Annotated in this window: 10 protein-coding genes; 2 read left to right on the top strand and 8 right to left on the bottom strand. The window is 46.8% G+C overall.

Features of this window, described 5'->3' with window-relative positions; translation table 11 throughout:
- The first annotated feature begins 239 nt into the window (after positions 1 to 239).
- On the top strand, positions 240 to 374 hold the full coding sequence (locus BLS15_RS29865; protein WP_268633095.1) for a hypothetical protein: 135 nt from the start codon (positions 240 to 242) through the stop codon (positions 372 to 374).
- 176 nt (positions 375 to 550) lie between these two features.
- Here the strand turns inward: BLS15_RS29865 and BLS15_RS20845 are convergent, their stop codons facing one another.
- A complete protein-coding gene (locus BLS15_RS20845; protein WP_028533719.1) occupies positions 551 to 1,477 on the bottom strand; it encodes a COX15/CtaA family protein in 927 nt (308 codons plus the stop codon).
- Between the two features lie 281 nt (positions 1,478 to 1,758).
- Positions 1,759 to 2,097: a thioredoxin family protein gene (locus BLS15_RS20850; protein WP_090513623.1), complete on the bottom strand. Its 339-nt coding sequence runs from the start codon at positions 2,095 to 2,097 to the stop codon at positions 1,759 to 1,761.
- A gap of 226 nt (positions 2,098 to 2,323) precedes the next feature.
- Between BLS15_RS20850 and BLS15_RS20855 the strand changes: the two genes are divergently transcribed.
- A complete protein-coding gene (locus BLS15_RS20855; RefSeq protein ID WP_021252615.1) occupies positions 2,324 to 3,595 on the top strand; it encodes a DUF2515 family protein in 1,272 nt (423 codons plus the stop codon).
- 73 nt (positions 3,596 to 3,668) lie between these two features.
- Here BLS15_RS20855 and BLS15_RS20860 read toward each other — a convergent pair whose 3' ends face one another.
- The 6 genes from BLS15_RS20860 to fabG all read right to left on the bottom strand — a co-directional run bounded on the left by BLS15_RS20860 (position 3,669) and on the right by fabG (position 12,371).
- Complete coding sequence (locus BLS15_RS20860; protein WP_028533718.1) at positions 3,669 to 5,906, bottom strand: helix-turn-helix transcriptional regulator; 2,238 nt, start codon at positions 5,904 to 5,906, stop codon at positions 3,669 to 3,671.
- Positions 5,907 to 6,024: 118 nt separating this feature from the next.
- Entirely contained in the window at positions 6,025 to 7,674 is a 1,650-nt protein-coding gene (locus tag BLS15_RS20865; protein ID WP_021252613.1) for an extracellular solute-binding protein, read from the bottom strand.
- A 196-nt stretch (positions 7,675 to 7,870) separates the two neighbouring features.
- On the bottom strand, positions 7,871 to 8,779 hold the full coding sequence (locus BLS15_RS20870) for a carbohydrate ABC transporter permease (RefSeq protein ID WP_021252612.1): 909 nt from the start codon (positions 8,777 to 8,779) through the stop codon (positions 7,871 to 7,873).
- An 11-nt stretch (positions 8,780 to 8,790) separates the two neighbouring features.
- Positions 8,791 to 9,723, bottom strand: coding sequence for an ABC transporter permease (locus tag BLS15_RS20875; RefSeq protein WP_021252611.1), 933 nt, complete (start codon positions 9,721 to 9,723; stop codon positions 8,791 to 8,793).
- Positions 9,724 to 10,023: 300 nt separating this feature from the next.
- The gene (locus tag BLS15_RS20880) at positions 10,024 to 11,538 is read right to left on the bottom strand and encodes an acyl CoA:acetate/3-ketoacid CoA transferase (protein WP_036667656.1); all 1,515 of its coding nucleotides are present in this window, start codon (positions 11,536 to 11,538) and stop codon (positions 10,024 to 10,026) included.
- Between the two features lie 89 nt (positions 11,539 to 11,627).
- On the bottom strand, positions 11,628 to 12,371 hold the full coding sequence (gene fabG / locus BLS15_RS20885; protein WP_028533716.1) for a 3-oxoacyl-ACP reductase FabG: 744 nt from the start codon (positions 12,369 to 12,371) through the stop codon (positions 11,628 to 11,630).
- Positions 12,372 to 12,373 lie beyond the last annotated feature (2 nt).

Genomic DNA, 12,373 nt, shown 5'->3' on the forward strand with positions numbered 1-12,373 from the left:
GCAGGATGTCTGCAATAATTTGCGTTCACAAGCGGGCATTGATGACAAACGAAAACTTCCTCTTCTGTAGTATAGCTGTTTTTTTGATGAACCTAAAGCCTGACCGAGCAGACAACTTACGACATTATTACGACATTGTAAGATAGCCGTAAGCCGATTACATGGTACGAGCAGAATGTCTACAGGTATAATGAGGTCATCAAAGGGAACACATCAAAAATAATTGGAGGTAGAATGGTATGAAAAGCAACAATCAAGTTATCGTACGCAAGCCGTGGAATGTTCGCTGGTTGGCAGCAGCAAAGGCTGCCGCATCTATCGTATTGCTCGGTGCGCACTCGAATGAAACACAGCAAGTAAAGGAAGGCGCCTAATCCAATGAATGTTTCTCAGAGAAAAAGAAGCAGCTCGCTTGCCTCTCGTTGACAATCTCCATTGTCCAACAGTAAGCGATCTGCTTCTTTATTTATAACCACTGAATCCATTCTATAACTCAAACTCAATCTTCTTCGGTTCTTCTTACCACCATCACAGCCAAGAGAAGCGATCCTTATTTTTGCCGCAGCTGCCAGACACGGATGCTCATATAACAGAGTACACTGAACAGTCCACAAATCAATACCGTATGTAATAAGCTTGCAAATAGGAATAAGTCAGGATTCGTGATCGTACTCGCAACGACCGCGCCGCTTGCAATCTGTGCTGCACATAGGATAAGCGCCCAAATGCCGCACAACTGAATCTCGCGATTGTCCTTGTGGTTGTGGTAAGCAAAATGTGACATAATCGCGATTACAACAAATAATAGTGCTGCTGCCACACGATGCATGAAGGCAATTCCCGTCCCCCCCGACAGCTCCGGAATCAACTCCCCGTTGCACAGCGGCCAGCCCATGCATGCCCCTGAAGAGTCCGTGTGCCTAACAAATGCCCCTACGTATATTACGATATACGTATATAGAAGTGTGAACCATACCCCATACCTAAATTCTGCACGAACGGAGTTTACAACAGATGTAGAATCGATGCCGCGTTCGTAGCGCCTTGCCACTACACTCATCATGAAGGAAGAAGCGAACGCCAGCAGCGAGAATCCGAAGTGAAGCGCCATAACAGGCGGAGACTGGGTAAAGACTACCGCAAGCGCTCCCATAATTGCTTGTATAATAGTAAATAATAAGGTGAGAGAAGAGTAATATAGAGCCTCACGATGATGCTTCGCATAGCGAAGAACGTAGATGAACAAGGCCAGAACAAGCAATCCTACAACACCCGTCACAGATCGATGAGAATATTCGATCATGGATTCGATCGTATATGCCGGAACAAACTTGCCATTGCATAGTGGCCAATCCGTGCCGCAGCCACTTCCGGAGCCTGTCTTCGTTACAAGCGCCCCGTTTAACACTACGATAAACATACCGATGCAAACCGCGTAAGATAACCGCCTCAATATCCGGTAGATGTTCGCGTTCACTAGTTTCACCTGACCCGTTGTTCAATTTTTTGCCATTACAAATTATGAAAACAGTTCCAATCGTCCTCCATTATACAAGATTTCCTAGCTGAGTGTACGGCTAATTTGTGACAAATATTACATCTTTCACTTCCAATTCGATGCATCAGCCCCCTTACCTCATGTACAAGATTGACTTCAGATAATATCGGCTTGCTTCGGATGTACATCGTTCTGCACTCCCTTTCAAGGCAATAAAAAAACCGCCCCACCAGCGGGACGGTTCTCATATGTGCATCTTATTATACAGCTGCAGATACTGCAATTGCCCGATCAACGAACTGCTCGATTTCAGGACGAGTCTTACGCAGCTTGTTCACGAAGCGAATGGTTTCCTTGCCGCCCTTGAAGGCTACGAAGCTTGGAATACCAAGAATGTGGTATTGCTGTGCAACATCAAGGAGTTTCTCCGAATCGATTTCAACGAATGTCACCTTACCTGCATAATTCGTCTCCAATTCAGGCATGAAAGGATCGATGAAGTGGCAATCTGGGCACCAGGATGTCTTAAATATCGCTACAACTGGCTCGTCTTGTGCAATGATCTCATTGAACCGCTCAACAGTTTCTATTCTTTCCATACACGCTTCACTCCCTACTAAGTTCACAAAATCTAACATGGAACTTCTCTTATCCAACATCCAACAGATGTATTATGATACTTCTGCTTTCTTGAACTTATAACATTTGGAGAATGGAAAAGTCAAACCCCACACATGAACGTCTACGGCTGTTTTTGGGCATACTATGAAGAAAATCAATGAATTCGGTCACGTATCGTCGTCTCGAAATGGAGGGGAACAATCGATGCTGTCCAATCTGTCCAAGCGCATGCGCCACGCGATACAGCTGATGCGTCACTCGTTCGATACGGCATATAGTGTCGTCCGTTCAACTTGGAATGAACTTTATCAACAACTCTTACAATGGCGGGAACGCCCGTCGTTTGATTGGAATCGCGCCGCAGCCAAACGTGCGGAAGAGCAGGCCAGCCGACTGCTGAATGAGAAAGTACGTCAGCAAGGAACAGCCAGCAGCTTTCGAGAGCGAGGAGATACGGAATTCTCAGCGGAGGAATGGCGGATCATCCGGCAAATTCAGAGCTCTGTTCGTACAGCCAATCGCAACAATATTACACGCACCGCAGCCTATGCGCGAATCTATCAGTCTTACCCAGAGCTGCATTGGGCCCTGCTCGCGCATATGGTCTCACGTAATGGCGGCTGGAGTATGACTGATTTGCAGGGAGAATGGCTGCCCCGCATTATGAGTGCGAACCATAGATTGTGGACCTACCGAGTGCTGGAACGATCGAATGCACTCATATTCCATGATGCCTATCCACAGCTGCTGCTGTATGCAGCCAGCCGCCGAGCCGGCAAGAGCCTGTTCCATCTGCTTCCTGCCTTTGGCGTATCTGCCTTCATGACCCCATTCTGGGACGGCTTCTGGGTACAGCAGACAAGTTCGCTGCTCACGACAGCACTTATTATTAACGAACAGAACGTCATTGAAGGCAGAGTTATGCGCAATCCCACCTACCAGGCACATGTGCTTAATGAATGGGATTTCCAATTGCATGGTTGGCTGCAGATGAATCAAGTCATTTTCCCGCTTGGCGTTCCATCTCTACGAGAGGAAGAAGCGATTCCGCTCGTTGGGCTTAATTTAGAGAACTTTACTGACTTAGATGAACGCATAGCGTTCGGGGAGAAGCTGTATGCGCTGTTATTCCATACGCCCCATATTTATAATCATGCTATTCGTTTCATGCGCGCGGCCCCTCATACGGGATCGAGAGCAGACTATTGGCCGCACCGCTTTGTGAAGCAGGCGATCCCGCCCGATCGAACCGAACTATCTGTTTCATACCGCGCTTATAGTCCGGCCTTGACCGATGTCTGGAAGGACGAGCCGGCACGGCAAATTGAAGAAGGCGATTGGTTCATAGATGAGCGAATGTATCGGCATCTCCAACCGATTTCAGCTCCGCTGCAGGCTGACATGACCAGCTCTCATGATCGGTTGTGGCGGGAGACTGCCTCGCTCGCTGGGTTCATTCACCCGAGCAAAGGATAACGAAGCAGATTTTATAGGATTGCAGTCAAAAAAGGACACTTCTCCAGTAAGTGTCCTTAGAGTCCTTCTTCATTCAGCCTGTCGATTCCATGTATTCATCCGGCTTAATGCCTTCATATCGTGTAAACGCACGTTTGAACGAATATACGTTTTCGTAACCCACTCGGCGTGCGATGTCATCAATGCCGCATTTCTTTTCTCGCAGCAATTCCTTAGCCATTTCAATACGAAGCCGGCATAAATAATCGTAGAAATTGATTCCGGTAACTTCCTTAAATAGTTTAGACGCCTTGGAGACCGACATCTGGAAGATTTCAGCAAGCTGTTTTAAGGATACGTCGGCACTCGTATAATTTTGGTTTACGTACTGCAGCAACTGACTTCCAGCTTCAATCGTCGATGACGTATTGGAGTACCGATTTCGCTCGCATAGTAACGTTCCCACTTCAAACACATAGCCCCACATTTCCTCCGTATTTTTGCCCTTTGCTCTATTGGCAAATTGTTTCGCGTAAATGCCCGTATCGAGATTGAGCTCATGCAGCACTCTTAGCAGCGTTTCCATCAATAATGAAACAAGCTTGATCGTACTTGCTTCAGACAGGTTTCGTTTCCCGTTTTCCGTGCTGATTTCGTAAAGAATCTGCATCGAGGTATCTAGATTCCCTATTTTCAAGTTATTAATCAACTGAACCTCCCAATCTGTCGGATAATAATAGTCAACGATGCTTGGAATGGCCTCCTCCGGCGCGACCCGTAGATGTTCCCGTGAGAACAACGTATACTGCAAACTTTCATTAGCCGTATAGTACGACTTACTAATGCCAACGAGCCCCTTCTCCATCGTTCCATACAGGACAAAAGGCTGGAAACCACATGTATGTTCAATTTCTTCCGTAATTCCGGTCGCAATTTGTTCCATCATGCCATCTTCTCCAAATCGGTTTGTGGAGGATAGGATCAACGCTTTGTCCGCATTCGTCACTTCGAATAGCTCATAGTCCAGCCGATGACAACTCATTACTTTTTCGATAATTACCATCGTCATCATTTCGATTTTCCGGATCTTATCCAGATCGGAAAAATCACGGATGGCATGAAAGCTGATCAACATCGTGCAATAATGCATTTCCTCGGTATAGCCGATACCGAATTTCTTCAACCCGTTCAAGTGCTGATCATCGGCGAAATACCCTTTAAGCAGCTGGAGGAACAAATTCGACTTCGCCGCTTTTTCGTAGTCCTGCATAGATTGCTGAAGCACCTGATTTTCACTCAACAGCCGGTCGAACGATTCCTCAATGTAATTGTATTCAGAGCCGGATACGGGACTATTTTTACCCTCCTCGTAACGAATCCCTGCGGAGAGCTTGTGAAGCAAGGTTCCTAGAGGTCGGTAACTGACCTTGGCCAACAGAAAAGCCGACAACGTGCCGACCGCAATGGAGATCAAGATAGCCAGCAGTGAACTGAATAAGTTATTGATACCGATGACACTGTTATCGAAGTAAGAGATTTTATATTGCAGACTGCTCTCTTGGGAAGGCACAACAAGCTCATAGGTCTGCTCATTTTCCTGAACCCCGTTATCCGGATTCCGGCTCTGCTTGAAAATAGGCGTCTCATGTGTCGTAATTAAGATGTCTTTGGATTCCACACTCCCGAAACGACGCATGTATTCCGAGAAGTAATCGCTGTCAATAAATAGAGCCAGTACCGCCCGCGGGTGATTGACCACCTCCAGACTTTGAAGGACAGGAATAACCCTCTTACTGCTACCCCACAAATTGACCGTTGCTGGTGCCATTACTTTGAAATACTGTTGCTCCCGAAGAGCGCTTTGCATCATTTGCCGTGTATCTCCATCAAATACAGCAATATTAGAGAAGAAGTGGTCTTCCGAAAATGTCCCCCAAGTTGATAACATCTGTTGTTTATCTGGAAAAATGACTGTGCCGAAAGATAGCACATTTGTAGAATTAATTGAATTTTCGAAATTTCTTCGGATTTCGAGCATCTTCAACAAATCAAATTCATCATCATAAACATCCGTATTCTGCATCATCTTCCGAAGCCATGATTCAATGCTAATCATCTTCGCTATATTTTTGAGCTCGTTCAATTTATTGTCCACAACCGCCGCAATCCGATTTGCATCCGATACATGCTTCTCATGCAGCTTCTGACGTTCCTCCGTTATGTTCCGCTGTACATTTAAGGTGCTGAACACGATGATGGGGATGATCAAAATCGCAGTATAGGACAGAAAGATCTTTCGAAACGTGCCGCTCCCAAAGCTCCAATGTCGCATAGTCCGCACCTCCTTCGTTTTGAAGACCGCTTCGCATGATGAAGCAATATGAAGAAAACGGCGAACTCCTCTAAGGAAGCCGAGGAGAACGCCAATTTTCCAGATTATTGGTGCAATGTTACTGGATGCTGTTGTATCTATCCAGCAGCTGCTGATCAATCTTCATTAATTCATCGAGCCCAAGCTTTTTCAGCTCGGAGATATATTGATCCCAATCGTCAAGAGATTTTTGGCCTAGAGCAAGCTTGGTCGCAAGTTCCTGAGAGTACGTGTTCAAGTTAGTTAAAATTTTTGTTTTCTTCTCGAGCTGCTGATCATCAGGAATGGCCAAATAGTTCAGGTTCATATTCACAAAATATGGTTTGTAATTTAAAATATTCAGCTCATGATCGGCTTTTGCTTTGGGCACACCAGAGAGCTCGAATTCCAGATTGGCGAATTGAACACGCGGAAAAACCGTGTCCCCAAATAACGGACGCCCAGTAATTTGACCCGATTTAGCCAACTCTTCGTCTGTGCCATTATTAATAAACACCTTCGCGCTGTTGCTGTCCTTCTTGTAAGTTTGCCCTTCGATTCCCCAATACAGAAGATCTGCATATTTTTCTGAGTAAATCGTATCGAAAAACTTGATGGCTGCTTCCACATCTTTGCAATCTTTTGTAATTGCATACTTCTGCCACACAAGGAAAGGAGGTTCCAACTGTGCTGCCGGAGTGATGCCGTCGACCGCCTTGAGCGGCATCAATGGGAAGAACTCCCCTCCACCGTTAATGGTAGGCTCCTGATAGGTCTCCAGATTATAATCACTCAATGAAGCAACCTGGTTTTCGGTCATTTTTTGTTGCTTTTGCTCCCCTGTCGCCCCAATCAGGCTTGTGTCGAGAATGCCCTCTTTTGTTAACTGCTGCAAGTAGCGGAAGTAATCTTTAATTCCGTCTTGATACCAAGGGGATACTACCTTTTTGTTCTCAACATCTACTGCTGTGATATCTGTACCAAGCCCGAACCATTGCGCGATAGCGCCTTCAAATTTGCTTGGATCGTATACGAGCACTTCGTTTTGCTTGCCATCTCCGTTGGCATCCTTCTCCCGGAACGTCTTCAATGTTTGCAAATATTCTGCAGCTGTGTTTGGAACCGGGAGCTTCAGCTTATCAAGCCAGTCTTTACGAAGGAGCATCGTCAATGCAACCGGTGCTGGCGTTTTACCCTGATATGTTTTTTTGTGAAGATTGCTGAACCAGTACATTTTGCCGTCAGGCGATGTTGTCGTCTTTTTGGCGTATGGGAATTCTTCATTGTACATTTTCTTAATGTTGCCGTTGCTGTACTTCTCGATCAGTGGATTCAGATCAAGCAGGACGCCCTGCTTCGCCAAATTCAACACTGTCGTATTATCTAGAGCCGAAATGTTCACGATGTCTGGAAGCGAGGAACCGGACGCCATTCTGGTTTGAACGACCACTTTATATTGCTCGCCTGGAACCATCTCGTAGTCCAATTGCAAACCGGCATCTGTGAGCATCTTATCGACTTCTTTCCACACCGGATATTTTTCTCTCTCATCGAATTTGATATATTTGTTCGAACCTTGCGGCCCAAGCAGTTTTAACTTTTTGACTTCGGTAGAAGCAGATCCTCCTGCTTCCTCCTTCTTGTTATCGCCGCTGTTGGCGTTGTTGCTGGAGGTGCTGCATGCCGTGATCGACCCAATCACGAGAATTGCCGTTAATACGGAGATCATTGTTCTTTTCCATTGTTTCATTTTTAGATTCCCCCTCGAATCGATAAAAACGAATTTCAAAATGATTTCACCAAAATCTGGCCCTTGTAGCCGAAATGCTAAAATCTTATCCCAAGATATGTTGCAAACGCTTTCAAATTGTCAAAAACATTTTTTCTAGTCCATACCGCAATTCCCTTCGACGTTAATTCGATCTGTTCCCTCAAAGAGTATAGTCCTACTCTTTTAAAGAACCCAGAAGCGCTCCTTTGATGAAATACTTTTGAAAAAATGGATACGTAAATATGACAGGCAATGCCGTAAAAACGATAATCGCGTATTTTAACTGGATGTTGGTCAACATGTTCGCCACCGCATTTTTGGTATCTTCCAGCGATAACATCTTTAGATCCACCGACTGTTGAACGACCACACGGTATAGATACATTTGCAGCGGATGAAGCTTTTCGTTCGGCAGATAGACAAGCGCGTCGAACCAGCTGTTCCAAATGCCGACAATCGAATAAATCGCAATAACGGCAAGAATCGGCTTGGAAATCGGCAATATAATCTTAAACAACAGCTGCAGATGGGAAGCCCCGTCGATAAAAGCCGATTCCTTCAGACCATCTGGAATCGTCATAAAAAACGTCCTGACGAGGATAATATTCCAAATACTAACCATCCCGGGGATAATAACTGCAAACATGGTATTGTACATCCCGAGCTTATTCACGAGCAGGTAGGAGGGAATTAATCCACCCCCGAAATACATCGGAATTAGTAAAAATACAACGATCCATTTTCGTCCCTTCAGATTGCGTACCGTTAACGGGTATGCACCCAATACAGCCATTAAGCAGTTTAAAAGCGTGCCTGCGGCGACGTAAATCAAAGTGTTCGAATACGCCCACCACATTTTCGCATCTCTCACAATCAATTCATATGAGCTTAGGTTAAAGCCTTTCGGAAACCAAACAACATTCATGGCGGCTACTTCCGAAGGCGAACTGATCGACATGATGATGACGAAATAAAACGGATACAGGGTGATTAAGCAAATGACAAGTGCGATCGCGTACAAGATAATGTCAACCACGACAGAGCCTTCCCTGATCTTGTTCGGATTTTTCCTGACCGAGGCCATTGTACTCCTCCTTACCACAAGGCATAATCTGAATATTTACGGCTTAGCGTATTTGCGAAATACAGCAGCGTGAAGTTGATGACCGATATGAACAGCCCAACTGCAGTCCCTAAGCTGAATTGTCCGCCAAGCAAGCCATCGCGGTACAAATAGGTGCCAATGACATCCGCCGTTTCATATACCATTGGATTATAGATCAACAAAATAAACTCGCTGTTCGCTGAAAACAGACTGCCAATCGCGAATATAAGCAGGAATAAGATGGTCGGACGAATGGATGGCAACGAAATATGGAGGATTTGTTTAAGGCGGTTGGCTCCGTCCATCTTGGCAGCTTCATATAAATGAGGATCAACAGAGGACATGGCTGCCAAATACAAAATACTGCTCCAGCCAAATGATTTCCATATGCTCGTAATCGTATAAATGGCCGGAAAATACCCCGCTTCCGTGTTTATCGCGACCGGTGTCCCGCCGAACATCTTCACGATGGTATTAATGATTCCATCTGTATTGATGAATGACAACACCATGCCCGCAACGACGACGTTCGAAATAAAGTGAGGCAAGTAGCTTGCGGTCTGTACGTACTTCTTGAAGATGCCACTCTTCAGTTCGTTAAGCAGTACCGCAAACAGAATGGGCACCCAGAAGCCAAACACCAGAAAATAAAAGCTGAGCGAGAACGTATTACGCATCAATCTTCCAAAATACGGACCATTAAAAAATTCAATAAAGTGTTTAAAGCCTACCCAATTCGTATCTGTAAATGAGAAAAAAGGTTTTCCCGGGAAATAATCTTGAAATGCGATGATTATCCCGTACATCGGAATATAACTGAAGATAAAAATATGAAGTAGAACGGGAAGCATTATAAGGTAGAGTTGAGCATTTTCACGCAAGTGAAATGATCGGCGCCCCCCCGGTTGACTGTTCGTCTTCATGATCTTCCCCTTTCCATATCGATTGCGGTAATTTTTGGGTCCCTTCCGCAATTTCATGATAATCTCGCCCGGTTTTGTAAGGCAAGCAACATTTTTTGATAGCGCTCACAATATTTTTGCTGCCTTGAAAATCACCTCGAACAGCCATTGCAGACGCAGGTGATGGAGGCGAAGCAGCAATAAAACAAAAGGTCGAGTTAGGGTACCAACGTCCCCCTTACTCGACCTTTCACATTACCAGTTATCATCTTACAGGCAGTAAATCAGCCTCAGCTTATGAGACAGTCTCTATGACAGTCCCTATCGGAACAGATCCTCTCCCATCCATTTCAGCTGTGGACTAATGCGAGGCACGATGTCCATATTGGCTAGAATGTCTGCTTCCAGCGATAGTCCCTGTGCCATCTCGATAAGTTCAAGTTCCCCTGCATACAGCCGGAATACTGCGCGCTCTGTCACATACAGCACTTCGATGCCACGTCGCTGTGCATAATCTGCGCAGAAGGTAAGTTGCTCTACCTGCCGAACGAACTTCCGGAAGCGTCCCTCTTGAAGGATACGAAGGCCCCCATCAGCCATCTCCATCTTCAGACCGCCAGCCGTAAAGGTGGAGCAGAAGACAAGCTTCTTCGCATTTTGGCTTATATTAATGAAGCCGCCGCAGCCTGTCAGCTTGCCGCCGTACAGACTCACATTCACGTCTCCTCTGCCGTCTGCCTCTGCCATCCCCAGACAAGCAACATCAATCCCTCCTCCATCGAAGAAGTCGAATTGAGCAGGCTGATCAAGAATGGCCTCCGCAAACGCAGATGCGCCGAAGCTTAACCCTCGTGCAGGTATACCACCAACAGGGCCGGATTCAAGCAGCAGCGTCATATCTGTTCGTCCCGCTTCAAGTGCTGCATATCCAACCCCCTCAGGCAGTCCGATGCCGAGATTCACAACACTGTGGGAAGGGATTTCCATGAGAGCTCGCCGTGCAATGATTAGCCGCTCATCTCTTGCCATTGGAGGCACATATGCGGCGGACGCTTCCTGCTGTATCTCCCCTGCATATGCTGGATTGTATGCCTCAGCGAACGTCATCGTATGCTCCTCTGGCCTAGCGACAACGACAGCATCGACCAGCATGCCTGGGATGACTACCTGCTTCGAATGCATGGTTCCGTGCGGCAATATGCGCTCTACCTGCGCAATCACAATTCCTCCACTGTTCCTCGCTGCTTGAGCAAGTGCCAGCATTTCTAACGTTACTGCCTCTCGCTCCATGGAGATATTGCCGCGCCCATCAGCAGTCGTGCCGCGCACGAAAGCGCAATGAATCGGAAAAGCTCGATAATAGAGCTGCTCTCGGCCTCCAAGCTGCACCAGCTCTACAAGCTCTTCCACCGTGCTTGCATTCAGCCTGCCCCCTCCATTCCTCGGATCGACAAAGGTATGAAGGCCGACATGGGTCAATGTCCCCGATCGGCCTGCAGCAATATCACGATAGAGATGTACAATCACACCCTGCGGAAAGTTGTAGGCTTCAATCCGGTTATCGAGCGCAAGCGCGCCCAAACGCGGAGCAAGTCCCCAATGCCCTCCAATGACTCGCTTCACCATGCCTTCATGTGCAAGATGGTTCACGCCGCGAACAACGCCATCCCCTTGTCCGGCTGCATACACAACTGTAAGCCCTGTCGGCGCCGCCTCTTTCAAGAAACGGCGCTCCAACGCTGACGTAAGTGCTTCTGGGTGAGCACATCCAACGAAGCCTCCCACAGCAACCGTTGCATCATTCGCAATAAGCGCCACCGCTTCATCCGCGCTCATAACCTGAGCGCAGCGGCGCGGGACAAGCGGTTGATTCAGCCGCTGATCGAATCGGCTATCCACAGTGCTGTGACGAGCATCTAGTCCATTCAAATGGACAACCCTCCGTTCACTTCCAGCACTGTTCCATTTATATAATCAGCTGCATCCGAAGCGAGGAATAAATATGCTTGTGCAACTTCATCCGGCCGTCCTAATCGGCGCAGCGGTACTTTTTCACGCATGCTGTCAATAATCTTGTCCGGCATCTTGGCCACCATCTCTGTTGCGATGAAGCCTGGGGCAACCGCGTTCACACAGATCCCCTTATATCCTAGCTCCCGAGCCCATGTACGCGTCATGCCAATGACGCCTGCTTTGGTCGCAGCATAGTTCGTCTGTCCAATATTGCCTTGAACGCCAACAATCGATGAAGTATTAATGATTTTACCCTTGCCTTGCGCCGCCATATAAGGAGCTGCAAGACGCGTGCATAGAAACACTCCATTCAAGTTCACATTGATTACATCCTGCCATTGCTCTGGGGTCATCTTCAGCAGCATTGCATCACGTGTAATTCCTGCATTGTTGATCAGAATGTCGATACCGCTAAATGCTGCAACCGTCTGCTCCATCAGTTGCCGCACGCTTTCTTCATCCGCTACATTCGTCTTCACGAATAACGTGCGATCACGCTGTTCATTTGCCAGCTCATCGATCACTTGCTGTCCCGCCGTCTCATTGAAGTCAGCGATGACAACATTCGCCTCTGCCTCAAGAAATAAGTGTACCGCTGCAAGCCCTATGCCGCTTGCTCCGCCTGTAATGATTGCCGTTTTCCCTGTAAGCTTCATCG

This window comes from Paenibacillus sp. cl6col (assembly GCF_900102125.1).
GTDB lineage: Bacteria > Bacillota > Bacilli > Paenibacillales > Paenibacillaceae > Paenibacillus_B > Paenibacillus_B suaedae.

Coding starts and splice junctions, on each gene's coding strand:
- BLS15_RS29865 (WP_268633095.1), top strand. CDS start 240: ATGAAAAGCAACAATCAAGTTATCGTACGCAAGCCGTGGAATGTTCGC.
- BLS15_RS20850 (WP_090513623.1), bottom strand. CDS start 2,097: ATGGAAAGAATAGAAACTGTTGAGCGGTTCAATGAGATCATTGCACAA.
- BLS15_RS20855 (WP_021252615.1), top strand. CDS start 2,324: ATGCTGTCCAATCTGTCCAAGCGCATGCGCCACGCGATACAGCTGATG.
- BLS15_RS20860 (WP_028533718.1), bottom strand. CDS start 5,906: ATGCGACATTGGAGCTTTGGGAGCGGCACGTTTCGAAAGATCTTTCTG.
- BLS15_RS20865 (WP_021252613.1), bottom strand. CDS start 7,674: ATGAAACAATGGAAAAGAACAATGATCTCCGTATTAACGGCAATTCTC.
- BLS15_RS20870 (WP_021252612.1), bottom strand. CDS start 8,779: ATGGCCTCGGTCAGGAAAAATCCGAACAAGATCAGGGAAGGCTCTGTC.
- BLS15_RS20875 (WP_021252611.1), bottom strand. CDS start 9,723: ATGAAGACGAACAGTCAACCGGGGGGGCGCCGATCATTTCACTTGCGT.
- BLS15_RS20880 (WP_036667656.1), bottom strand. CDS start 11,538: ATGAGCGCGGATGAAGCGGTGGCGCTTATTGCGAATGATGCAACGGTT.
- fabG (WP_028533716.1), bottom strand. CDS start 12,371: ATGAAGCTTACAGGGAAAACGGCAATCATTACAGGCGGAGCAAGCGGC.